This is a genomic window from Cutibacterium modestum (genome assembly GCF_008326345.1).
GTDB classification, from domain to species: domain Bacteria; phylum Actinomycetota; class Actinomycetes; order Propionibacteriales; family Propionibacteriaceae; genus Cutibacterium; species Cutibacterium modestum.
Genome location: NZ_BJEN01000003.1, coordinates 357,138 through 380,948, shown reverse-complemented (window position 1 = coordinate 380,948; position 23,811 = coordinate 357,138). Strand labels below are relative to the sequence as shown.

Below are 23,811 nucleotides of genomic sequence, written 5' to 3'. Positions count from 1 at the left end.
GTTCGTCCACCCGATAATCTGAGACTCTTGCTTATCTCCTGGCCGGAACTGACACCTGGCAGGCTTAGGGATGACACCCAGTTGATGTCCTAGTCACGTACGACCAACATCTACAGTCGGCGCACTACATCGAGACGATGGCCGCACCACCGTCGTGAAGCCTTATAGGCTGGGCCCCATGACCGCATTCTTCGAGGACCGTGACCCGAGCGTCCGTCCAGCCGATGACCTCTTCCGCCACGTCAACGGGTCGTGGCTGTCGGCAACGACGATCCCCGATGATCAGGCAAGCACCGGGTCGTTCCGGGTTCTGCGCGACAACTCCGAGGCCGCCGTCCGCGACATCCTTGCTGAATTGAGCTCGGGCAACGCTCACGAGTTGCGGCAGGCGGCCAGCGAGTCAACCGACCACGAGGTCGAGCTCTTGGCCGAGTTGTACCGTCGTTTTATGGACGCCGATGCGGTCGAGGATGCCGGCACCGGCCCCCTGGCCCCGATCTTGGCACGCATCGACCGCGTGACGACGACGTCCGAGTTCATGACATTGCTGGGCCAGCATTACCGCGAGTCTCTGGGTGCCCTGTTCTACCTCGCCGACGAGTCGGACCCCGCCGACCCCACGCGTTACGTGCCGTGGATGGGTCAGGCTGGGCTCGGCCTGCCCGACGAGGCCTATTACCGTGACGACGACAAGGCTGAAATTCGCGAGGCCTATCAGGGCCACATTGCCCGTATGCTCACCCTGGCCGGGCTGGATGACGCCGACGATCAGGCACGGATCATCCTGGATCTCGAGACCGAGATCGCGTCTCACCACTGGGATCAGGTCCGCTGCCGAGATATGAAGGCCGCGTTTAATCCCAAGTCTTTTGACGAGCTGTCGAAGGCTCATCCAGGTCTTCACCTGGACCTGTGGAGAGAGGGTGCGCGCATCCCGCAGCCCGTGCTGGCTACCATCATCGACAACCAGCCGTCGTTCTTCGACGAGGTCGAACCGATGCTGACCGATGAGCGCCTGGACCAATGGAAGTCGTGGGCTCGCTGGCATGCCATCTCGTCCTTAGCCCCGTACCTCACCTCGGCCTTCGTCGACGAGAACTTCGACTTTTACGGTCGTGTCCTCAACGGCACCCCTGCGCTCAAAGCGCGGTGGAAGCGTGGTGTCTTCTTCGTCGAGTCGACCATGGGTGAGGCGGTCGGCAAGCTGTACGTCGCCCAGCATTTCCCACCGGCAGCCAAGGAGCGGATGGACAACCTCGTCGCGAATCTGCTGGCGGCATACCGTCAGTCCATCTCGACGCTGACATGGATGGGCGAAGCGACCCGTGCCGAGGCTCTCGACAAGCTCTCGGCTTTCCGTCCGAAGATTGGGTACCCCACGCGCTGGCAGGACTTCTCAGGGTTCCAATTGCCCGACGGCAGTCTCGTCGATGCCGCCTTGGCCTGCAGTTCGTTTCAGCTCGATCACACCATCGAGAAACTCTCGGGACCCATGGACCCTGACGAGTGGCTGATGTTCCCCCAGACGGTCAATGCCTATTACCACCCATTGCGCAATGAGATCGTTTTCCCGGCGGCCATCCTGCAACCGCCATTCTTCGACGTCGAGGCTGACGACGCCGTCAACTATGGCGGGATCGGTTCGGTCATCGGCCACGAGATCGGTCATGGTTTCGACGATCAGGGCTCGACGTGTGATGGCAAGGGTCTGCTGCGTGACTGGTGGACGATCGACGATCGCGCGGCCTTCGAGGAGCGCACCAAGGGTCTCATCGCCCAGTACAACGAGCTGATTCCCACGCAACTCGGCCCCGACGGCCCACACGTCAACGGCGAGTTGACCATCGGAGAGAACATCGGGGACCTTGGCGGGGCTGGAATCGCCTTCAAAGCCCTCCAGATTTCCTTTGCGGGAGCCGAACCCGAACCGATTGAAGGCCTGCCGTGGCAGCAGCGGTTCTTCCTGTCTTACGCTCGAATTTGGCGCGAAAAACAGCGCAATGAGTCCCTGCGCACCCAGATTGCTACCGACCCCCACTCGCCCACCGAGTTCCGCTGCAACCAAATTGTGCGCAATATCGACGCCTTCCACGACGCCTTCGATGTCACCGAGGATGACCCGATGTGGCTGCCTCCCGAGAAGCGAGTCACCATCTGGTGATGACGATGCCCCCGAGTTCCATGAACCCGGGGGCACTTTTCATGTCGATGCCACTGCTCACGCAGCAACTCACAGGGCTTGTGTGACCTCGCCGAGGCCACGGTGCGCGGCAGGCATCCCAACGGGACCGCGGCAAGAAACACCAAGGGGAACCATGCTCCCTGCTCCAGCACATCGGGCAACGGCACCAAGGTCATCGCCACCGGCCCCAGGTAACACCTGCGGCCGTCAATGTAATCGCTGCACCACACAACACCAGTCCAACAACAACGATTCCCAGCGCCATCACCACACCAATGAGAAAAGCCTCCATTTCAAGGCAACCGAGAATCCACTCCCCCAGAACGGCCGAAAGCCTTGAAAACGGCAATCTGAGAACCACGCTGGCGAGAGATCGTCGAACCAACACTCACGCCAAGCACCAACGCCGCCAAGCGGATGACGACGATGAGGACTGTCTGCATCCGCTGGGCATGAGAGGTCATCTGATCGGCGTATCCGACCACATCGGCCTGGCTGGTTGCAGAGAACCCTGCCTGGCTCAACTGCCGATGGACATCCGCGACGTGGGCACGTGAATCTGCCTCGACGTAGGCCCTTGTAACGCCCTGCCTGTCAAAGGTTTGAGGGGACATCCCTGCGTTGGCGGCCTCCCAATTCTTGGCGTCTTCAACATTGACGTAGACCGTGTCAGGACCGTCATTGTTCGGACGGCTGGTGTCGTAAAGGCCGACGACCTTGAGCTTCGTCGGGACGGCCTCGGCTTCAGATGCTTTCGTCTTGCGCTGATAGGAGACGTTGATCGTCTCCCCCAACAAGTCTTTAAGGTCATGGCCGTTCACGGCATCCGGAACGATGACCTCCCCGGACCGCAACGGCCTAGTGTGACCGTCAAAGGACACGGTGGCGGGCGGAATGTCGGGGATCTGTGCCGTGGCCCACACGATCTGCGGAAGGCCATTGTCGCCATCGGAGAGCAGCCCCGCCTGCGACCACTCGTAGACCTCGGCCACATGGTTCATACCCATCATTTGCTGACGAGCTGCGGCGTCAATCGGGCCGTCGACGACCACGTAGTTGAGCCTCTTGCCGACATCGGCAGTGTCGATCTGGTCACGAACGTGGCCTGCGACGATAGTGTTCATTGCCAGGGCGCATCCCCCCAACAGAGCCAGTATGACGATGAACCAGCGCTGTCGAGGCAGACTGGAGCGTCGTAAAGACATCCGAGTGGCGCGATGCTGACATGCTCATCGTGTCGCCTCCACCTCGACGCTCAGGTGTGGGAAGTCAATCGGTTGATGTGAGGCCATGACGATCGTTCCTCCGTCGTCCAGATATTCTTGAAGTAGCTTTTCCACGGCCGACCGGTTGTCGTCGTCAAGAGATGCTGTCGGCTCATCGGCCAGCAGCACTGCGGGCTTGGACGCCAACGCCCGAACCACAGCCACGCGCTGCTGCTGCCCGCCGGACAAAGTGCTGGCCTGCTGATCGACCAGGTCTGCCATGCCGCAGGACATGAGTAGCTGGTTCGCCTCCTCGGAATCGGCACAGAGTGCAGCATTCTCGAAAACCGTCAGGTACGGCGTGAGGAAAGGGTATTGGAACGCGTAGGCCACCAAACCAGCCCGTCGAGCGTCGATGGGATCCAGGTCATCACCATCATGAGCGACGGTGATGTGCCCGCTGGAAACGGGTAGTAGGCCGCCAATCATCGCCATCATGGTCGATTTTCCCTGACCGGATGCTCCCTTGATGAGACATGCCTGACCTGCGTCAACGGTCGCATCGGCGCAATGAATCGTGCAGCCCCCACGCGCGGAATCGCCCGAGGGGAATGTCTTGGTCACACCTTGCCAAGAAACCGTCATGTCACCACGCCCAATTCCCGGAATACCTCAGCAGGTACGCCGATTCGATACTGCACTTGTTCTTGACCGGCTTTCCATTGCGAATGAGCGCCGGGCCAAGGTCCTTCCTCGGGCATGGCGCATCCGTGAGACGGTCGCCGATGCGTTGCAACTGGGAACGAGACAATGCGGAGACTGTATCCGCCGCTGACAAAGCCATCGCGATGGTTGTACCCGGGCCGCTGTAAGTGTCGAGATGGCGCAGATACCCGTCCGCGACCGCCCTCCACCCCGATCCCTCGACGTCGTCAACATTGCCGAACAGGTCGGCACTGGCCAACGCCTGCATCGCCCAACGAGCGTCCTCGGAAGAAGTCGTGTAGTCGGTCACCGCGACCTTCCACGGCGTGAGGCACAACCCGTCATTGGTCAGCCCGATCTCCCGCCTTATCGTCGCGATGGGCAGATCCGTCATCACCGACTTTCTCGTGATGCAGCCCTTCGGCAGGCGGGTACGTTTGTCGACCTCTGATCTCTCCTTGTCGGACAACGCGTTGAGGGTCTTCAGGGATGACGCCGCCATGAGTTGGTTGACGTGGGCCTGCCGACTGTCTCCACCATTCACCAAATACGGGCGCAAAGCCGCGACCAGATGATCATGAGCGTAGCCATCGTCGTCGGGTAGATCGTGACCGTCGATGAGCCGGAGGTACTCATATGTACTCTTGAGCGTCCCATTGACTGACGAATTCGCCGGCTCGCGAATGAGGGAGTTGGAGGGGCTGAGGACCGTCCCGAGGTTATCGACAACGGGTGCCTGTGCATCATCCTGCCGAGAGCACGCAGTAGGCAGGAGAAGCAAGACGGCCGCTATCCCCGCCAAAAATCGTTGAAAAGACATACTGCGTACAATAATGACGCAATCGGCTCACCCCGACGACGTCCTGTCCATGGTCGGGAGGGCATGCGGCATCAATGGCCGCGTGCCTCGATCGCCTCGGCCATCGCGAGGGCCCGACGCGCCGTGTCGACGTGCAGGTTCTCGATCATCCGTCCCTGGTAGGTGACGACCCCGGAACCGTTGCCATTCTCCCAGGCATCAATGATGCCGCGGGCCGCCTCGACCTCGTCAGCATCGGGGGCGAAGACCTCATTGGCCGGGGCCACCTGATCGGGGTGTATCAGGGTCTTGCCGTCGAACCCCATAAGCTGGGCCTCGCGGCACTGGGAGGTGAATCCATCAACGTCGCGAACGTCGTTGTACACGCCGTCGAGGATGACGACGCCAGCCGCCCGAGCAGCCAGCATGCACAACTGCAGCGCCGTCGTCACTGGGGCACGTCCAGGCACATGGGAAGCGCGCAACTCCTTGGTGAGGTCATTGGTGCCCATAATGAGAACCGTCAGGCGATCCGATGCCTCGGCGATGGCCCGACAACCCAGCACCGCGCCAGGGGTTTCGATCATGGCCCACAGCTTGATGTTCTCGTCAGCTCCAGCGGCCTCCATATCGGCCACTATTGCTCGCACTTGCTCAGCCGAGCCGACTTTGGGAACCGCGATGGCGTCTGGCCGGGCAGCAACTGCGGCAGCGAGATCGTCGGCATACCACTGGGTGTCCATCCCGTTAACCCGGACCGCGACCTCTCGATACCCGTACGGATGCTCCTTCACCACATCGGCCGCACGGCCACGGGCCTCAACCTTGAGGTCGGGGGCCACGGCATCTTCTAAATCGATAATGATGCCGTCGCAGTCGATGCTGCAAGCCTTCTCCAGCGCCCGAGCATTGGCGCCGGGCATGAACAAAACGGAACGACGTGGGCGCAAAGAATCCATGTCCCACATTGTGCCGTACCCGCTCCCGGCGCCAGGTGCGGGTTGAAGTCCAGTCATTTTGACCGAGTACTCACAGCCAAATTGACTGGACTTCAACGACGACGCAGCAAATACGTATCAAACACCCACCCCAAACGCTGTTCAGCGTCGGCCCGGGCGGTCAGGATCTTCTCACGAACCTCCGCGAGGTCCCCGCTGATGAGAATCTCGTCGGGAGTGCCGATGTAGGCGGCCCAGTAAATATCGATACCGGTGGGGTCAATGAGGCTAAACGTCCGACGCCCGTCGAGCATGACGATGACGTCGTCAACTCCCTCAGGCATGCCGTCGGCCAAGAGCCGAGCAGGCGAGATTTGGAGCGCGCGGCCCTGCCGGTTGAGCGGAATTTGGTGTCGCGAGGCCAATGACAGCGAACTCGAAATACCCGGAATGACGTTGAGTTCAATCGGAACTCCCCCGTCGGCGTCGACGGCAGCGATGAGCTTCTTCACGATGGCCAGCGTCGACTCGTACAAGCCTGGGTCGCCCCATACTAGGAAGCCGCCGCGCTGACCGTCAGCAAGATTATCTGCGACGGCATGGGTCCACTGGTCCAAGCGCTGACGCCGCCACGTCGCGACGGCCTCTTTGTAATCCTCGGCGGTCTTCCATGGACGGGGCGGATCCTGCAATTCGACGATGCGCAAACCGACCGCCTCAGCGTCTGGGCGATGGCCATGCTGAAATACGCCACGCCTGTGCCGACGCAGCACCTCGCGGCGGAACTCGACGAGATCGTCAACGTCGTGCTCCTTAAGGACGACGAACAAGACGTCGAGGTGCTGGATGGCGTCAACGGCAGCCAGGGTCAACCAGTCTGGGTTGCCGGGGCCAATGCCGATGAGGTCAAGATGACGGGTCACGATGTCTCCTTGGTAGTTTCGGACGTGGCGTCAGGAGGAGCGAGACACAACCTCGTCACACAGAGCGTCAAGGGCCTGTTTAGCCTCCCCGTCAGGCAGCGGAGCCAAATGGGTTCGGGCGCGGTCAGCCCGGCGCTGGATCTCGGCACGAGCCTCTTCGATGACGTGGTTGGCGCGCAGCTGCTCCAATACGTCAGCCAGCACGGCGTCGTCGGAAAGGTCAGCGTCAAGCATTTTCTTAAGCTCGGCGTCTGCCGGGTCGCCAGAGGCGCGCAACAGAAGCGTAGGCAAGGTCGGGACCTTCTCGCGCAGGTCAGTACCGGGGGTCTTGCCGGTCGCCGTCGAGGTGACGTCAATGAGGTCATCGGCGAGCTGGAATACCTCTCCGATGTCCTCGCCAAACTGCTCCAGTGCAGTGACGTTTTCTGCGGATGCGTGGGAAACCATCGCCCCAAAAACAGCAGAGGTTGCAATGAGAGACCCGGTCTTATCGGCAACGACCTTGAGGTAGTGGGCCAGCGGATCCTCCCCCTGGGACGGGCCACGGGTCTCGGCAATCTGCCCCTGCACCAGGCGGGAGAACGTCCGGGCCTGCAGTCTGACGAAGTCGACGCCCAGCTCTGCCACAGCCAGAGAAGCCTTAGAGAACAGGTAATCGCCCACCATAATGGCCACCGAGTTACCCCACCTCAGGTTCGCCGAAGGGGCACCGCGGCGCTTGGATGCCTCGTCCATAACGTCGTCGTGATATAGCGAGGCGACGTGGGTGAGCTCCACCACAACGGCGGCACGCACGAGGTCGGCCTCGTCGGCCTCGTGACCAAACTGAGAGCACAACACCACCAACAACGGACGAAATCGTTTGCCACCGGCAGAAATGATGTGATTGGCCGCCTCAGCCACAAAAGGTGTGTCGGCGCCGGCCTGACGACCTAGCTCGTCCTCGATGAGGGCAAGTTTGGCGCTCACCAGATCGGTGAACTCGCTGCTTGCGCTGTACGACACGGTTCTCCTCTTCCGACCAGGCGATCGCCCGGTGCTCGTCTGGCCATCGTCTTGACGTGACCCGGCCATCTTCCACACTACTGGCTCAACAGTGCTCCCGTCTTGCTGGGATGTCGTTGCCATGGCCTAAAGATGTAGCCGGGTCGAGGTCGCACGTCTTCCGGACAGCGGCCCCGGCCCCATTGAAACTCAGCGCAGGAAGGTGCTTGCCTGGTTGAACAGGTCAATAACCGGCTGTGGGACTACACCCATGACGACGGTGAATACCGCGCAGACGATGAGGGTAATCCATCCAGCGATGGACGGCTCGGCAACCTCGACGGGATCGTCGTCCTCCTTCGGGGATCGGAAAAACACGACGACGATGACGCGCAGGTAGAACGCCGCTGCCACCAGGGAGAATAGGACTCCAATCAACACCAGCCAGGCGTATCCGCCTCGCCACCCGGCCAGGAAGACCACCAGTTTGCCGGTGAAACCTGCCGTCAGCGGGATACCAGCGAAGCTCAGCACGAAGATGACGACCAGCACACCGATCCACGGATGACTACGACCGATACCCGCCCAAGAGGCGATCTCGGTGGACTCGCCACCGGCGCGACGCACCATGAGGATGAGCAACCAGAAACCGATCGAGGCCAGACCATAGGCTGTCATGTAGACCAGCACCGACGACACCGAACCGGTCTGGCCCTCAACCATGCCGGTTTGGGTCGTCCAGGCCCCGACAACACCCACCAGCACGAAGCCAGCATGGGCGATAGCGGAGTAGGCCAGCAGACGCTTCATATCGGTCTGCGCAAGACCTACGATGGCACCGATACCCATCGAAGCAACAGCCACAACGGCCAGCACGATCTGCCAGTCCCACCTCATCGCGCCCAAACCGACGTACATCACACGCATCAGGCCTACGAGAGCGACGAGCTTAGTTGCGACGGCCATCCAGCCACTGACCGGGGTCGGAGCGCCGGTGTAAACGTCGGGGGTCCAGAAGGCGAATGGAACCGCGCCAATCTTGAACAGCAGACCGACGGCCACCAGGATCATGCCCGCGACGATGAGCTTCGACGAACCGACCTGAGTGACGCCCACCGCGGCCACGTCGCCAAGTTTGAAGCTGCCGGCGCATCCGTACAGCAGCACGATGCCGTACAAGAACAAGGCCGAGGACAGCGAGCCCAACAGGAAATACTTCAGCGCGGCCTCCTGAGACAGGAGTCGACGACGACGCGACATCCCGCACAGCAGGTACAGCGGCAGGGAGAAAATTTCTAGGGCCACAAACATCATGATGAGATCGTTGGCTGCGCAGAAGCACATCATGCCCAGCACCGCAAACATCAGCAGCGGGTAGACCTCGGTGTGCTCGCGATGATCCTGCTCGGCCTTGGCCTCCAAGGGGGATCCAGGCACCGACGAGGCACTAGCCACAAAAGCCGTCTGGGTGGTGCCGACCCGCTCGGCGAAAAGCACCACGGCGCCGAGGCCGGTCACAAGCAGGATGCCCCAGGTAGCTAGGGCCGGTCCGTCGAGGGTTAAGGTTCCCTGCCCGGCGACGATCCTGGTGCCGTGAGAAACGGTGGTCAGCGTCGAAGCAATAGCTACCGCCAGAGTAGCAACCGTCACAACGATCTGGGTCGGACGACGACCCGATCGGGGCACAAAGGCCTCCACCAACACAGCCACGCAGGCCCCAGCCATGAGGACGAACACTGGCGTCAGTGGCCCCCACTCAATATGCGGAGCCGCGACGTTGAGGAGCGCTGGCAATCCAGACGCGGTAATCAACAGGGCGGGATTCACTTGAGACCCTCCTTGACGACGGGTGCCGGATCGGTGGCGTGGACCTGAGTCATGGTCGTTGTGGCCGCCGGTTCAATGGCGTGCAACATCGGCCTGGGGAAGAACCCAAATACCAGCAGCAAAATGATGAGCGGTGCAAGCACCAACTTCTCCCGACCAGTGAGGTCGCTGACCTGCTCGCAGGCACCTTGCACTGGGCCAGTCATAGTGCGTCGGTAGGTCACCAGGACGTAAACCGCAGCCAGCACCATGCCGATAGTGGAAACCGCGACATAGATCGGGTGACGCAACCAGGCACCGGCCAGGGCCATGAACTCGCTGACGAAGTTTCCCGTACCCGGCAGCGACAGGGTCGCCAGCCCAGCGAAGAGGAAGGTTCCGGCGAGCACCGGAGCGACCTTCTGGACCCCGCCATAACCATCGACCTTTGCCGTCCCGCCTCGGCGCACCAAGAAGCCAAGCACCAAGAACAGCGCCGCCGTCGAAAAGCCGTGGTTGAACATGTAGAAGATCGAGCCGGTTATCGACGTCGTCGTCAGGGCAAAAATACCAATGACCATGAAGCCGAAGTGGCTCACTGAGGTATACGAAACAAACCTCATGAGGTCGCTCGAGGTGGCGGCCATCATCGCGCCCCACAACACCGAGATAATCGCCAGGGTAAGAACGAAGGGAGTCGCCCAGTCGGAGGCGGCCGGGAACAGGCCAAGGCACAGCCGCAACATTCCGAAAGTGCCGATCTTGTCGAGCAAGCCGACGAGCAGCGACGACGCCCCTGCCGTGGCCTGCTCGGCGGTGTCGGGCAGCCACGTGTGTACAGGAACCATTGGTGCCTTAATAGCGAAGGCGATAAAGAACCCAACAAAGAGTTCCTTGCCGATCACCCCCGAAAAGTCCACCTTGGCCAAGTCGCTCAGGAGGAAGGACCCGCCGTGTACCCCGACGCCAATGACAGCGAACAACATGACCAGTCCACCGGCCAAGGAGTACAGCAGGAATTTCATTGCCGCACGACCCCGTCGTGGACCGCCCCATCCTGCGATGAGGAAGTACATCGGGATGAGGGTGGCCTCAAACATCAGGTAGAACAACAAAACGTCGGTGGCCGCAAAACAGAAGATCGCCAGTCCTTCGAGCATGAGGGCCAGGCCAAAAAACACCCCGGTCGACCACCGAGCCGTGTCCTCGTCGCCCACGTGCCACTCGGCAAGCAGCACCACCGGCACGAGGATGACGACCAGCAGGATCATCGTTAGGGAAAGGCCATCACCGCCCAGCGCATACCAGGCTCCCACCGCTCGAATCCAGCGACAGGTCTCCGAAAGGTCGGTGCCATTAACGCCGATGATGAAGGCGTAGATGCCCAGTATTAGGGTGACCAGCGAGAATATTACTCCGGTGGCTCGGGCCGCAGCTCCGCGCAGCATCATGGTGATCACGCCGCCGACGATCGGCAGCAGCGCGATCACTGTGAGGATCGGGAAAGACATGTCAGCTCCTCCTGCGCTCAGGCCATCCGGCCCAGGACGACGACGAGTCCGACGACCACCACGCCGACGACCATCATGAGGCCGTAACTACGCACGTAACCGTTCTGGACCTTGCGGATAACCTGGGAACAAGCCGTGGTAACGGAGTCAGCGCCGTTAACCAGACCGTCGACTATCGTGCGGTCGAAGCCGGCGACACCACCGGCCAGCCAACGTCCCGGCTTTACCATGACCACATCGTTGACGTCGTCGCCGTAGAGGTCATGACGACCAGCGACCAGCAGCGGATCGCGAGTCTTGGGTTCCTCGCTCGGCACATCGTGGCGGTTGAGCAACCAGCCCGCCACAATGCCGAGAATCACGACGACAAGGGTGACGATGCCGATCACGCCCATGTGCCACATGCCGACATGTTCGACCTCAGCACCAGTGGCCGGGGCCAGCCAGTCACCGATCCAGTTATTCATGAAGGCGCCAGCGAAGATCGACAGGACGGCCAGCACGATAAGCGGAATCGTCATGACCGCCGGGGATTCATGCGGGTGGACGCCCTCACGCCACCGCTTAGATCCCAGAAAGGTCAGCACCATGAGCCGAGTCATGTAGTAGGCGGTGATTCCGGCACCGATGAGGGCCAGCACCCCGAACACCGCACCCTTGTCGAAGGCGGCCTCAATGATGTGATCCTTGGAAAAGTATCCGGAGGTACCGGGGATGCCGATGATGGCAAGGTAACCGCAAGCGAAGGTCCAGAAAGTCATGGGCATCACCTTGGATAGCGCACCAAAGTGGTACATGTCGGTGTCGTCGCCAGTACCATGCATCACCGAACCAGCTCCAAGGAACATGTTCGCCTTAAAAAAGCCGTGGGTGAGCAGGTGGAAAATCGCCAGTGCCGCACCAGCAGGTCCAAGACCTGCAGCTAGCATCATGTAGCCGATCTGGCTCATCGTCGATCCGGCGAGAACCTTCTTGATGTCCTTCTTTGCCGAGCCGATCCAGGCACCGAACAACAAGGTGACGGTGCCGACGATCGCCACTGCCAACGAGGCCGCGCCCGTTTGAGCGTAGATCTCGTGGGAGCGCACCACCAGGTACACACCGGCGGTGACCATCGTCGCCGCGTGGATAAGGGCCGAGACCGGAGTCGGGCCCTCCATAGCGTCAAGCAGCCAGGCCTGCAGCGGAACCTGAGCGGACTTACCACAGGCAGCCAGTAGCAGCATGAAGCCGAGTAGGGTGGCCCAGGTTGACGTCAGCCCCGACGCCTTAGCCGAGACGTCAGTGAAGCGCACGCTGCCGAACTGGGCGAGCATTGTGAAAATCGCCATCGTCAGACCGAGGTCACCGATGCGGTTCATAATGAAAGCCTTGTTACCGGCGCGGGCAGCAGCGGGACGACCAAACCAGAACCCGATAAGCAGGTAGGAGGCCAGACCAACGCCCTCCCAGCCGACGAACAGGATGAGGTAGTTGTCGGCCAGCACCAACGTCAGCATCGCGGCGATGAAGAGGTTGAGGTAGGCAAAGAACCGACGACGATCGGTGTCATGGGCCATGTACCCGATCGCGTAAATATGGATCAGGGAGCCCACGAAGGTGATGAGCAGAACGAACAGTATCGACAGTTGATCGATTAGGAGCCCCACTCGCAGATCCCAGGATCCGACGACGATGAATCGGTAGACCCCCACTTCGACGGCACGAGACGCGACATCGCGTCCGAGCAGGTCGATGAAAAGGACCAACCCGATGACGAAGGAGACGATTGGGGCCACGGTGGCCAACAGATGCCCCCAGGCGTCGCTGCGGCGTCCAAGCACCAGCAGCAGCGCGGCGACCACCAGTGGTACCGCGATCATGAGCCAGGCCATGTTGAACAGGCCGGTTTCTAGGACAGTCACGGCGCCTCCCTCAGAACTTCAGCAGATTGGTGTCGTCCACCGAGGTGGTGCGACGGGAACGGAAAATGGTGACGATGATCGCCAAGCCGACGACCACCTCAGCAGCCGCCACGATCATCACGAAGAACGCCCCGACCTGTCCGTCGAGGGAGCCGCGCACGTGGGAGAAGGTCACCAACGCGAGGTTTGCGGCGTTGAGCATGAGCTCCACCGACATAAAGGCCACCAGGGCATTACGCCTCGTGAGGAAGCCCAGGATGCCGATAGCGAACAGGATCGCCGAGAGCACCAGGTAGTCATTCGGATTCATTCGAGTTCTCCTTGGACCTCGTGGCGGGCGGCACTAATAGACGCAAACGCCCGGTGCGTTGGAGCCCTCAGTTCACCGGCGTCGATAATGGCGCCACGGGTCGCCAAGGTCCCCGAAACCGAGTCCTGAGCCACCGTGCCGTCAGGCAGCAGGGCCGGTGCACCAATCTGATTCGTGCGGGCGTAAACACCGGAGTTGGGACGAACCCCGGGGTGAGAGCCGTGCTGGGCGTAAACAGCCATACGGTCTGTGACCCGCTCACGCTGGGTCTTTTTCTTGTCAGCCTCACCATGGGCCAACACCATCGTGCCGACGGCGGCAGTGATGAGCAGGGCCGAGGTCGCCTCAAAGACGATGACGTACTTGGTGAACACCAACTCGGCAAGCAATTTGACGTTATCGCCACCCGCCGCGTTGGCCTGCCCCAAGCCCATCGGATGATCAGTGCCGATCACACCGGTCGTCACCGCATTGCCGACGGCCAGAATCAGCAGCACCACGAAGGCCAGAGCAGCGACAATGGCCGCCACCTTATGACCCTTGAGGGTCTCCTTGAGGGAGTCAGTGGAGTCGACGCCGACAAGCATGACGACAAAGAGGAAGAGCATCAGGATGGCGCCGGTGTAGACGATGATCTGCACCACAAAAAGGAAAGGCGCTTCCTGGCTGGCGTATTGCACGGCCAAACAAATCATGACCACGGCCAGCGACAGAGCCGAGTGGACCGGCTTTCTGGCAAAGACAATCACCAGGGCCGCACACACCATGATCGGCGCCAACAGCCAGAAAGCCCACTGGGAAGCCGTCACCATAAGTACGAGACCGGCGAGCAGGGGAAGTCCTGTAGTCATCAGGCGGCCTCCTCGTCCTTATACTGAGTGTCCTTGTCATCGCCTCGGCGCGCGGCGGCACCACTGTTTGTCGGACCAGTACGCACGTCGTCCTGCCCAGAGGGAGGTAGGCCGTTGAAGTAGTCGTCTTCGTCGTCACCGAGACGACGCGGATGCGGCGGCTGCTCCATGCCCTCCTTGAGGGGAGCCAGCAGCTCGTCCTTGGTCCAAATGTGCTTGGCACGCGAGGTGTCTGCCATCTTGAAGTCGTTGGTCATCGTCAGAGCACGAGTTGGGCATGCCTCAATGCACATTCCGCACAGAATGCAGCGCAGATAGTTAATCTCGTAGACGCGGCCGTAACGCTCGCCGGGGGAGTAACGCTCTTCGTCAGTGTTATCTGCACCCTCGACATAAATGGCATCGGCTGGGCAAGCCCAGGCACACAGCTCACAACCCACGCACTTCTCCAACCCGTCAGGCCAGCGGTTGAGCTGGTGACGACCGTGCATGCGCGGGGGCATCGGCTTTTCCTTGCCCTTCTCCGGGTATCCCTGGGTGAAGGGCTTGCGGAACATCGTCTCGAAGGTGATCCCGAATCCTGACCAGGCTCCCATCACAGACCTCCGTTCTCGTCGTGGTCTCGTCGAGCCACCGTGGTGGCGGTTGCGGCCCCAGCCAGTGGAGCCTGCACCTGATGTGGCAATGGCGGTACCGGATAGCCACCGGCGAAAGCGTCGAAGGGCTTATCAGGACTCTCCTTGGCCGCGGAATCGGCTTTGCCCCCCATGAATGCCCAGACGATGAGGGCAACAATGATGACGCCGACGATCGCCAGGAAGACCGGGTTACGACCCCACCCTTGGTTGATGACGGTGCGCCAAGCAGCGACCAGCAGGACCCACCCCAGTGACACCGGAATGAGGACCTTCCAGCCCAGATCCATGAAGTGGTCGTAGCGGAACCTCGGGATCGCGGCACGCACCCACACGAAGAAGAAGATGACGAGCTGGGTCTTGAGGAAGAACCACAGCAAACCCCACCAGCCCGAATCGATGACACCAAAGTAGTTCAGCGGCCATGGAGCGCGGTAGCCACCCAGAAACAGGGTGGTGCACACCGCCGACAGGGTCGCCATGTTGATGTATTCCGTCAGGAAGTACATGCCATAGGGGAAGCCCGAATACTCGGTGATGTAACCGCTGACAAGCTCCGACTCACACTCTGGTAGGTCGAAGGGCAGACGGTTGGATTCACCGAACATCGTGATGACGTAAATGATGAAGCTCGGGATCAGCAACAGCCAGTAGTGCCCTGCGATATGGGTATCAAACCCGCCGACGACCAAGTGACTTGCTTGGGATTCGACGATCTGCGACGTCGACATCGAGCCGGAGAAGATGAATACCGTCACCAGGGATAGGCCCATCGCGACCTCGTAGGAAATCATCTGGGCGCTAGAACGGAGCGAGCCGAGCAGGGAGTAGGTGCCCGCCGACGACCAGCCGGCCAGCACCACGCCGTAGATGCCGATGGACGCCACCGCAAGGATGAACAGCACGGCGACCGGTATGTCGGTGATCTGGAGCCTGGTGGTGTGACCGAACACTGACACCTCACCACCGAGCGGGATGACAGACCAGGACGCAAAACAGGCGATGCCCGCGATAACCGGTGCCAGGTTGAAGACAATCTTGTCGGCACCCTTCGGGGTGAGCATCTCCTTAAAGATGAGTTTCAGACCATCACCGACAGCCTGGAACACACCACCAGCCCATGCCGAGTTCATAATTGGTCCGATGCGGTTCTGCATCTTGGCCAGCACACGACGCTCGAACCATACGTTGAAGATGGTCCAGGCCAACAGGATCACAAAGAGGATGACGACCTTGATAATGATGAGCCACACCGGGTCAATGGTGGCCTCGAGGGGACTCATACCACACCTGCCTCTCGGGAAGTTTCGGATTCAACGGCGCTCAGCGAGACGACAGTTCCCGGAGCGTCGGGGACGGTGGTGCGGCTCTGCGGGGCGGTCGAATCGCCACGCAGCGACGGGATCCACACCGCCTCAGCCGTCATCGTCGCGTCGACCTTGACCGGCAGTCGCAGACTGATAGGCCCGGAGACGTCGATGAGTTGTCCGTTAGTCACGCCAAGTTGCTTAGCCGTCAGCGGATCGATGACGGCAACCGGCGCGGGTGCGGTGGCGACGAGGGCATCGGCGCCAGTTAGGCTTGCTGAGCCCTCCAGCAACTGACGCCAAGTTTCCAGCGCTCGGCCAACCGAACCGGCCTCAACCATGGGTGCCTGCGGTACGAGCGGGGGAGTCGACTCCATCTTCGGATGGCCCCCCTGCCACTGCCCAAGGTCCTTCCAGGCTTTGTGGGCCTGAGCGACCGTCGCGAGGCCGGAGACCGACCCCATCTGTGCGCTCAGCGCATCAAGGACGCGAATCTCGTTCATGGGAGTCGCGGGCTGCTTGTTAACCACCCGGACTCGGCCGGTACGGTGTTCCCAGTCGAGGAAGGTGCCGGAGGTCTCCTCTAGTAGACAGACTGGCAAAACGACGTCGGCTCGGGCCGAGACCTCGGAGAAGCGCTGCTCGACTGAAACGACGAACCCGCAATTCTCGACGGCCTCGCGAGCCCCGGTCGGGTCAGGCATATCGGCCAGCTCAACGCCAGAGACGACCAGCGCGTCGAGTTGTCCGGCTCGGGCGGCAGCCAACATTCCGTCGGCGTCAAGGCCGGGCTGGTTCGGCAGGTTGGTAGCTCCCCACGCAGCTGCGATATCGATGCGGGCTTTGGCATCGTCGACGAAACGCCCACCTGGTAGCAACTGAGGTAGCAAACCAGCCTCAATGGCACCAATCTCGCCGGCTCGACGCGGCACCCAGGCCACCCGTACCGTCGAGTCAAGGTCGTTGATGGCCGACAGGGTGCCAGGCCGGGTGCCAGCTCTCTCCCCCACCAGCACGATGGTTCCCTCACCTATGGTCCCGTCGGCTACCAGCTGGGCTAGGGCCTGAGGCTCCTGACCAGGCAGGCAGCGAGCTAGCTCGGCTCCCATCTTCGCCGAACCATTGGACAGGTGTGTTCCAACCGCAGTGATCGCGACCTTGTGGCGACGCCACGCTTTTCGCAGTCGCAGGAAGATCATCGGGCACTCGTCTTCGGGCTCGAGATCGACCAGGACCACCCGCGAAGCCTCTTCAAGGTCGGCGTAGGTGACGGACTCCTCGAGGCTGCGCCCGGCCACCCGGCTTGCCAGGAAAGAGGCTTCCTCCGCCGAGTGGGGACGAGAGCGGAAATCGACGTTGTTCGTGCCGAGTACGACGCGGGCGAACCGCGACCAAGACAGGCATGTCTCCACCGGGAGTCGTCCACCGGTGAGAACGCCGACGCTGGTGCCAGCCTTCGTCAATCCAGCGGCGGCGGTCTGCAGGGCCTCAGCCCATGACGCCGGTTCCAGCACACCGTTGTGACGCACTAACGGAGTCGTGACCCGGTCGTCGCCACGGCCATAGCGGAAGGCGAAACGACCCTTATCGCAGTTCCATTCCTCGTTGACCTCCCGCAGGTTACCGGCATTGCGACGCTTGACCTCGTAATGACGGTGGTCGGTGCGCAGCTGGCAGCCGGCGGCGCAGTGCTCACAGGTCGTCACCGTCGAGACCAGATCAAAGGGACGGGAACGGAAGCGGTACTCGGCACTGGTGAGAGCACCCACCGGGCAGATCTGGATGACGTTCCCGGAGAAGTACGAGTTGAAGTCATCACCCTCATAAGCTCCAATCTGGGAAACGGCGCCGCGCTCCTGCAGGTTGATAAAGGGATCTCCGGCGATTTGGTCAGCGAACCGAGTACAGCGCTGACACAGCACACAGCGCTCGCGGTCCAGCAACACCTGGGCTGAGATGTTGATCGGCTTGGGATAGGTGCGCTTGACCCCGCCGTAGCGGGACTCACCGCGTCCGTTAGCCATCGCCTGGTTCTGTAGGGGACATTCGCCACCCTTGTCGCAGATCGGGCAATCCAGCGGGTGGTTAATGAGGAGGAACTCCAGCATGCCCTCCTGGGCCTTGCGAGCCATCTCGGAACTGACCTGGGTTTTGACGATCATCCCCTCGGCCACCGGCATAGTGCAGGACGGCTGTGGCTTGGGGAACCCACGCCCATTACCGGCGTCGGGAATCTCGACAAGGCACTCACGGCAGGCACCGGCCGGGTCAAGCAGCGGATGATCACAGAACCTTGGGATAACGGTGCCAATGGACTCAGCCGCGCGGATAATGAGGGTTCCCTTGGGTACGCTCACCTGCTGACCGTCGATGGTGCACGTCACGAGTTCGACAGGCTTATTTTCGCTCATGCTCCGGCCCCCTCCAGGACTCGGCGATCGGCGTCGTTGAAGATCGAACTGCGCTCATAAGGCAGGTACTGCCAGGCGGGAATCCCCCGGCACCCGGCTTCGAACTCGTCTCGGAAGTGGCCAATAGCCCCACGCAGACAGCCCACAGCACCGTCGGCCAGAGCGCAAAAAGAACGGCCGCCGATATTGTCGGCGATGTCCAACAGCTTGTCGACGTCACCCTCCTGGCCCTCACCGGCCTCAATGCGACGCAGCATCTGGACGACCCACCAGGTGCCCTCACGACATGGGGTGCACTTGCCACAGGACTCGTGTTTGTAGAACTCCAGCCACCGCAGCGTGACGCGAACCACCGAGGTTGTCTCATCGAAGCACTGCAGAGCTTTCGTACCGAGCATCGTCTTGGCCCCGGCCATCCCCTCATAGTCGAGCGGAAGGTCGAGGTCGTCCTTGGCCAGAATCGGAGTCGAGGAACCACCGGGGGTGAAGAACTTCAGCTCATGTCCCTGCCGCATGCCACCGGAGATGCCGAGGAGCTGACGCAGGGTTATGCCCATGGGAGCCTCATACTGTCCGGGGTGGGCCACATGCCCTGACAGCGAGTAAATGGTGAAGCCATCGGACTTCTCAGTACCCATGGACTTAAACCATTCCTTGCCGTTACGCAGAATCGCCGGCACCGTCGAAATGGACTCAACGTTGTTGATGACCGTCGGGCTGGCGTACAGTCCAGCAACAGCCGGGAAAGGCGGGCGCAGACGAGGCTGTCCTCGACGCCCCTCCAAAGAATCCAACAGAGCCGTCTCCTCGCCACAGATGTAGGCGCCTGCGCCAGCATGGACGACGACGTCGAGGTCATATCCGGAACCGAGGATGTTCTTGCCAATGTAACCCGCTGAGTAGGCCTCCCGCACGGCCTGCTGCACGCGTCGAATGACGTGCAACACCTCGCCGCGGATGTAAATGAAGGCCACCTTGGCCTTGATGGCGTAGGAGGCGATGATGACACCCTCGACAAGGGTGTGCGGGGAGGCCATCATAAGTGGCATGTCCTTGCAGGTGCCCGGCTCGGACTCGTCGCCGTTGACAACTAAGTAGGTCGGGTTGGGGTTGTCCTTAGGTACGAAGGACCACTTCATGCCGGTAGGGAATCCGGCGCCACCGCGACCACGCAGGTTAGCGTCCCTAACCAGCGAGACGACCTCATCAGGCTGCATCGTCAAGGCATGCCGAAGGCCGGTGTATCCGCCCTGTCGCTCGTAGTTGAGTAACTTCCAGCTGCGCTCGTCGCCCCAATTGGCCGACAGAATCGGGGTCAGTGGATCGGTCACTTCTTTTCCTCCACGGGCTCAGCGGGAGCGGGCAGGTTATTCGAATCTGGAGCTTTCCAGCCGTTCTGCTTCGCTAGACGGACACCTCGTAAAGATGCCTCACCGGCGCTGGGGCCCTCGTCGGCCCGACCATCGGGGAAACCAGCAAGCACCCTCTCGGCCTCACGCCAACTAGTGATCTTCGCACCGCGGGTGGAGTGAACCTCTTCGTCGCGGGCCAAGGCGTCTAGGATCTCTTCGGCACGAATCGGGGTCATGTTGTCCATGTACTCCCAGTTGACCATCATGATCGGCGCGAAGTCACAGGCTGCATTGCACTCCACTCCTTCAAGGGAAAACTTGCCGTCGGGGGTCGTCTCCCCCTCCTTGATGCCAAGCTTCTTCTCGACGCGGGCAAGCACTTCTTCGCCACCCATGACGGCACACAGCGCAGTAGTGCAGACACCGATGTGGTGTTGACCAGCAGGGTGCTTCTTGTACATGGTGTAGAAGGTCGCCACACCGGAAACCTGAGCGGTCGTTATGCCCAGCACCTCAGCTGCGGTCTCAATGCCGACCGGGGAGACGCGTCCATCCACCGACTGCACCAGGTGCAGGATCGGCAGCAGCGCCGAGCGCGGATCGGGGTAGCGCGAGGCAATCTGGCGCATCTCCTCGATGGTGTGCTCGTCAATATTGGTAGAACGGTCGGACTGGTCAATTCCACCGCTCCCCGAGAAGTTCGAATGGAAAGACTCGACGTAGGGGTATCCCAAGCTGACAGGTTCGCGATCGCTCATCGGTCGACTCCTCCCATGACGGGGTCTAGGGATGCCAAAGATGGCACCACGTCGGAAAGCATCCCGCCTTCACACATGGCGGGCAGAGACTGCACATTGATAAATCCGGGATCGCGTAAGTGGGAACGATAAGGCCGGACACCACCGTCAGAAATAAGGTGGCAGCCAAGCTCGCCCCCGGCTCCCTCGATAGCCTGGTACACCTGGCCAGCAGGCACCCGGAATCCCTCAGTGACGATCTTGAAATGATGGATGAGAGCCTCCATCGACTCACCCATGATGTGGCGAATATGCTCATTGGAGTTGCCCTGGCCGTCGGGGCCCAGAGCCAATTCGGCCGGCCACGCAATGTGCGGGTCCTCAACCATGTGACGATCGCCCTGGGTGTCCTCAAGGCGCTTGAGACATTGCTTGAGAATGCGCACCGACTGATCCATTTCTTCCAGACGGATGCGGAAGCGCCCGTAACAGTCGCACGTATCCCAGGTGGCGACGTCGAAGTCGTACGTGTCGTAGTCGCAGTAGGGCTGGGTCTTTCGAAGATCCCACGGCAAGCCAGTGGCGCGCAGCGCAGGGCCGGTAACTCCTAGGGCCATACAGGTAGACAGGTCGGCGTAACCGATGCCCTTAGTGCGAGCTTTGAAGATTGGGTTTTCATTGCAGAACTGGCCGATCTCGGGGAGGTACTTCTCCATGCGCTTAATGAGGTCACGCAACTGGTCGAGCCCGGTCTCGGGCAGGTCAGTGGCGACGCCACCAGGACGGATCCACGCGTTGTTCATACGCAGACCAGTGACGGCCTGGTTGAACTCTAGGATGATCTCGCGTTCCCTCAGGCCAACCTCGGCCACTGAGGAGGCACCAAGCTCCAGGCCGCCAGTACCCACCGCGATGAGGTGCGAGGAAATGCGGTTCAGCTCAGTAATCATGACTCGAAGTACTCGAGCACGCTCGGGAACGTCGTCGGTGACGCCGAGCAGCTTCTCAACGGCCAAACAGTACACCAGTTCGTTGAAGAAGTTCGCAACGTAATTGCACCGGGTCATAAAGGTGACACCCTGAGCCCAGGTGCGAAACTCCATGTTCTTTTCGATACCGGTGTGGAGGAAGCCGATCCCAACTCGTAGGTCCGACACCGACTCGCCATCAAGCTCGATGATGAGCCTCATGACACCGTGGGTGGACGGGTGGGAAGGCCCGAAATTCACGATGATGGTCTCGTCGCCTCGCTCAGCGGCCTCATCAACGATCTGGGCCCAGTCGCCGCCCTGGGACAAGTACTCGTTCTCGCTGATCAATTGTAGCTCCTGCGCTGGTCCGGCGGTGGCACGACGGCACCCTTGTACTCGATCGGGATACCACCGAGCGGATAGTCCTTACGCTGCGGGTGGCCGACCCAGTCGTCGGGCATGAGGATGCGAGTAAGGGCTGGATGACCGTCAAAAATGACCCCGAACATGTCCCAGGCCTCGCGTTCCTGGAAGTCCACATGCGGGTAGACCGAAACGATGCTGGGTACGTGGGGCAGCAAATTGACATTGCTGTGCCCGGTACGGGCGACGTCCTCCTGGCCGGGATCAGCCAGGGCGACCTCGAGGCGAATGCGTCGGTTATGTGTCATAGAGAGCAGGTCGTACACGACATGCATCTCACGCCCAGTCATCTTCGGATAATGCACGCAGGTCAAGCACGAACAGCTCTCAAAGCGCAGAGCCTCGTCGTCGCGAAGAACTTTGACCAGTTCGAGGAGCTTCTCAGGGCGGACGAAGAAGGTGATTTCCCCGCGATCAACCACGGTCAAGCCGTCAGAAAAGTCGGGGACGAGCTCCGCCATGCGATCGGCGACCTCATCAAACCAGCCGCCATAGGGGCGTTCGGAATTGCCAGCTATTTCGACGGTGCGAACGATGCCGCCGTAACCAGACGTGTCGCCGGGGCCAGAGGTCGCCCCCCACATGCCCGTTCGAGTATCGATGCGACGATCGGTCCACTCGCGGCCCTTGGCCGGGGTGTGAACCTGATCGGGATGGCTGGGATCAAGGGAATTGCGGCCGTCGGGGATGCGGTCCCCAGAGTCCGAGCCGCCTGCGGCGCCGCGCGGGGTCGGCTTGTCACTCATCGCATGAGCCCCTTCTGCTCGAGGGTGGTCTTGGCTTCAAGGGTCTGCTTCTCCTTGGCTGCCTCGACCTCGGACATGTGGCCCATGAGCGGCCAGTGCTGGATCTGCTCACGGATCTTGAAGACGGCGTCAATGAGCATGTCCGGGCTGGGCGGACAGCCTGGCAGGTAGACGTCCACCGGGACGATATGGTCGCATCCCTGAACAACCGCGTAGTTATTGAAAATGCCGCCAGAAGATGCGCATGCACCCATCGAGATAACCCACTTGGGTTCGGGCATTTGGTCGTACAGCTGACGGACCACCGGAGCCATCTTCTGGCTCACCCGGCCCGAAACGATCATAAGATCTGCTTGACGGGGAGAGGCACGGAACACCTCGTGACCCCAGCGCGCAGCGTCAGCACGCGGGCCACCGTAGGAGATCATCTCGATGGCGCAGCAGGCCAGGCCCATCGTCAGCGGCCAGAATGAGGTCTTGCGGAGCCATCCGACGATGGCCTCCATTGAGGTCATCACGATGCCAGCTGGGACGTCGGCGTCGTACTCAGCCATCTCGCGCATCCTTTCTTTCTTAGACGTTGAGTGATGTGGCGCTCGGGCCACTCAACATATTTGCTGCGCGCGACCCCAAGGCCGCGCGGGAAGATCAGGTCCAATCCAGGCCGCCGCGGCGACGGATATAGAGGTAGGGGATGAAAACCATCGCCACGAACAACACCATCTCCACCAGTGCAAAGACGCCGAGGTGGTTAAAGTCGACCGCCCACGGGTAGAGGAACATGATGTCGATGTCGAACACGATGTAGAGCATTGCGACGACGAAGAACTTGACCGGGAACTTTCCGCCACCTGCAGGTTGTGGCGTTGGTTCAATGCCACACTCGTAAATCTCATGCTTTGCGCGGTTGGGTCGTTTTACCGCAAGAACGACGTTGACTGCGATCGTCGCCAGCACGAAAAACGCACCGAGGACGACCATCCCCACCAGGGGAGCATATCCGTTCATCTCACCACCTCTAGTCAGCACCATTCGCTCAGACCATACGACTCTCATTTGTCGCGCTGGTACTTTGGGTAACCTAACTTGAGGTTTGGCGACGCCAGATGGC

Annotated in this window: 20 protein-coding genes and 1 pseudogene; 1 reads left to right on the top strand and 20 read right to left on the bottom strand. The window is 61.0% G+C overall.

What is annotated here, in order from left to right; all coding sequences use genetic code 11:
- The first annotated feature begins 178 nt into the window (after positions 1-178).
- Positions 179-2,161 carry a M13 family metallopeptidase gene (locus F1563_RS10085; protein ID WP_002527895.1) on the top strand — a complete coding sequence of 661 codons (1,983 nt, stop codon included), beginning with the start codon at positions 179-181 and terminating at the stop codon, positions 2,159-2,161.
- Positions 2,162-2,217: 56 nt separating this feature from the next.
- Here the strand turns inward: F1563_RS10085 and F1563_RS10080 are convergent.
- From F1563_RS10080 to F1563_RS09980, 20 genes and pseudogenes are all read right to left on the bottom strand, one after another.
- Positions 2,218-3,415 (bottom strand): annotated as a pseudogene (locus F1563_RS10080) (ABC transporter permease family protein); the annotation flags it as partial.
- Positions 3,412-4,032, bottom strand: coding sequence for an ABC transporter ATP-binding protein (locus tag F1563_RS10075; RefSeq protein ID WP_002527898.1), 621 nt, complete (start codon positions 4,030-4,032; stop codon positions 3,412-3,414). The pseudogene F1563_RS10080 and the gene F1563_RS10075, both read right to left, overlap by 4 nt.
- Position 4,033: 1 nt before the next feature.
- Entirely contained in the window at positions 4,034-4,912 is an 879-nt protein-coding gene (locus tag F1563_RS10070; RefSeq protein ID WP_069181745.1) for a hypothetical protein, read from the bottom strand.
- Between the two features lie 71 nt (positions 4,913-4,983).
- Complete coding sequence (locus tag F1563_RS10065; RefSeq protein ID WP_268869498.1) at positions 4,984-5,850, bottom strand: HpcH/HpaI aldolase/citrate lyase family protein; 867 nt, start codon at positions 5,848-5,850, stop codon at positions 4,984-4,986.
- Positions 5,851-5,942: 92 nt separating this feature from the next.
- On the bottom strand, positions 5,943-6,752 hold the full coding sequence (gene cobF, locus F1563_RS10060; protein WP_002527901.1) for a precorrin-6A synthase (deacetylating): 810 nt from the start codon (positions 6,750-6,752) through the stop codon (positions 5,943-5,945).
- A gap of 30 nt (positions 6,753-6,782) precedes the next feature.
- Positions 6,783-7,757 (bottom strand): polyprenyl synthetase family protein, encoded by a 975-nt coding sequence (locus F1563_RS10055; protein WP_007434088.1) that lies wholly within the window; start codon positions 7,755-7,757, stop codon positions 6,783-6,785.
- A 189-nt stretch (positions 7,758-7,946) separates the two neighbouring features.
- The gene (nuoN, locus tag F1563_RS10045; protein WP_002527903.1) at positions 7,947-9,563 is read right to left on the bottom strand and encodes an NADH-quinone oxidoreductase subunit NuoN; all 1,617 of its coding nucleotides are present in this window, start codon (positions 9,561-9,563) and stop codon (positions 7,947-7,949) included.
- A complete protein-coding gene (locus tag F1563_RS10040; RefSeq protein WP_002527904.1) occupies positions 9,560-11,053 on the bottom strand; it encodes an NADH-quinone oxidoreductase subunit M in 1,494 nt (497 codons plus the stop codon). Before F1563_RS10040 ends, nuoN begins: the two co-directional genes overlap by 4 nt.
- A gap of 17 nt (positions 11,054-11,070) precedes the next feature.
- Complete coding sequence (nuoL, locus tag F1563_RS10035) at positions 11,071-12,957, bottom strand: NADH-quinone oxidoreductase subunit L (RefSeq protein ID WP_002527905.1); 1,887 nt, start codon at positions 12,955-12,957, stop codon at positions 11,071-11,073.
- 10 nt (positions 12,958-12,967) lie between these two features.
- Complete coding sequence (nuoK, locus tag F1563_RS10030; RefSeq protein ID WP_002527906.1) at positions 12,968-13,267, bottom strand: NADH-quinone oxidoreductase subunit NuoK; 300 nt, start codon at positions 13,265-13,267, stop codon at positions 12,968-12,970.
- Positions 13,264-14,118, bottom strand: coding sequence for an NADH-quinone oxidoreductase subunit J (locus F1563_RS10025; protein WP_002527907.1), 855 nt, complete (start codon positions 14,116-14,118; stop codon positions 13,264-13,266). The genes nuoK and F1563_RS10025 overlap by 4 nt, the downstream gene beginning before the upstream one ends.
- Positions 14,118-14,714 (bottom strand): NADH-quinone oxidoreductase subunit NuoI, encoded by a 597-nt coding sequence (gene nuoI, locus F1563_RS10020; RefSeq protein WP_002527908.1) that lies wholly within the window; start codon positions 14,712-14,714, stop codon positions 14,118-14,120. Before nuoI ends, F1563_RS10025 begins: the two co-directional genes overlap by 1 nt.
- Positions 14,714-16,036, bottom strand: a complete 1,323-nt coding sequence (gene nuoH, locus F1563_RS10015; RefSeq protein ID WP_002527909.1) for an NADH-quinone oxidoreductase subunit NuoH — start codon at positions 16,034-16,036, stop codon at positions 14,714-14,716. Before nuoH ends, nuoI begins: the two co-directional genes overlap by 1 nt.
- Positions 16,033-18,471, bottom strand: a complete 2,439-nt coding sequence (locus F1563_RS10010; protein ID WP_149302677.1) for an NADH-quinone oxidoreductase subunit G — start codon at positions 18,469-18,471, stop codon at positions 16,033-16,035. Before F1563_RS10010 ends, nuoH begins: the two co-directional genes overlap by 4 nt.
- Positions 18,468-19,802, bottom strand: a complete 1,335-nt coding sequence (gene nuoF / locus F1563_RS10005; protein WP_002527911.1) for an NADH-quinone oxidoreductase subunit NuoF — start codon at positions 19,800-19,802, stop codon at positions 18,468-18,470. Before nuoF ends, F1563_RS10010 begins: the two co-directional genes overlap by 4 nt.
- A complete protein-coding gene (gene nuoE, locus F1563_RS10000; protein ID WP_002527912.1) occupies positions 19,799-20,581 on the bottom strand; it encodes an NADH-quinone oxidoreductase subunit NuoE in 783 nt (260 codons plus the stop codon). The genes nuoF and nuoE overlap by 4 nt, the downstream gene beginning before the upstream one ends.
- Entirely contained in the window at positions 20,578-21,876 is a 1,299-nt protein-coding gene (locus F1563_RS09995) for an NADH-quinone oxidoreductase subunit D (protein ID WP_002527913.1), read from the bottom strand. Before F1563_RS09995 ends, nuoE begins: the two co-directional genes overlap by 4 nt.
- Entirely contained in the window at positions 21,876-22,700 is an 825-nt protein-coding gene (locus F1563_RS09990) for an NADH-quinone oxidoreductase subunit C (protein ID WP_002527914.1), read from the bottom strand. The genes F1563_RS09995 and F1563_RS09990 overlap by 1 nt, the downstream gene beginning before the upstream one ends.
- Complete coding sequence (locus F1563_RS09985; protein ID WP_172623663.1) at positions 22,697-23,254, bottom strand: NuoB/complex I 20 kDa subunit family protein; 558 nt, start codon at positions 23,252-23,254, stop codon at positions 22,697-22,699. The genes F1563_RS09990 and F1563_RS09985 overlap by 4 nt, the downstream gene beginning before the upstream one ends.
- Positions 23,255-23,348: 94 nt before the next feature.
- Positions 23,349-23,732: an NADH-quinone oxidoreductase subunit A gene (locus F1563_RS09980; RefSeq protein WP_002527916.1), complete on the bottom strand. Its 384-nt coding sequence runs from the start codon at positions 23,730-23,732 to the stop codon at positions 23,349-23,351.
- Positions 23,733-23,811 lie beyond the last annotated feature (79 nt).

Bases quoted from the DNA above. Each gene is read 5' to 3' on its own strand.
- F1563_RS10085 (WP_002527895.1), top strand. From the start codon at position 179: ATGACCGCATTCTTCGAGGACCGTGACCCGAGCGTCCGTCCAGCCGAT.
- F1563_RS10075 (WP_002527898.1), bottom strand. From the start codon at position 4,032: ATGACGGTTTCTTGGCAAGGTGTGACCAAGACATTCCCCTCGGGCGAT.
- F1563_RS10070 (WP_069181745.1), bottom strand. From the start codon at position 4,912: ATGTCTTTTCAACGATTTTTGGCGGGGATAGCGGCCGTCTTGCTTCTC.
- F1563_RS10065 (WP_268869498.1), bottom strand. From the start codon at position 5,850: ATGGATTCTTTGCGCCCACGTCGTTCCGTTTTGTTCATGCCCGGCGCC.
- F1563_RS10040 (WP_002527904.1), bottom strand. From the start codon at position 11,053: ATGTCTTTCCCGATCCTCACAGTGATCGCGCTGCTGCCGATCGTCGGC.
- nuoK (WP_002527906.1), bottom strand. From the start codon at position 13,267: ATGAATCCGAATGACTACCTGGTGCTCTCGGCGATCCTGTTCGCTATC.
- F1563_RS10025 (WP_002527907.1), bottom strand. From the start codon at position 14,118: ATGACTACAGGACTTCCCCTGCTCGCCGGTCTCGTACTTATGGTGACG.
- nuoI (WP_002527908.1), bottom strand. From the start codon at position 14,714: ATGGGAGCCTGGTCAGGATTCGGGATCACCTTCGAGACGATGTTCCGC.
- nuoH (WP_002527909.1), bottom strand. From the start codon at position 16,036: ATGAGTCCCCTCGAGGCCACCATTGACCCGGTGTGGCTCATCATTATC.
- F1563_RS10010 (WP_149302677.1), bottom strand. From the start codon at position 18,471: ATGAGCGAAAATAAGCCTGTCGAACTCGTGACGTGCACCATCGACGGT.
- nuoE (WP_002527912.1), bottom strand. From the start codon at position 20,581: ATGAGCGATCGCGAACCTGTCAGCTTGGGATACCCCTACGTCGAGTCT.
- F1563_RS09990 (WP_002527914.1), bottom strand. From the start codon at position 22,700: ATGAGTGACAAGCCGACCCCGCGCGGCGCCGCAGGCGGCTCGGACTCT.
- F1563_RS09985 (WP_172623663.1), bottom strand. From the start codon at position 23,254: ATGGCTGAGTACGACGCCGACGTCCCAGCTGGCATCGTGATGACCTCA.
- F1563_RS09980 (WP_002527916.1), bottom strand. From the start codon at position 23,732: ATGGTGCTGACTAGAGGTGGTGAGATGAACGGATATGCTCCCCTGGTG.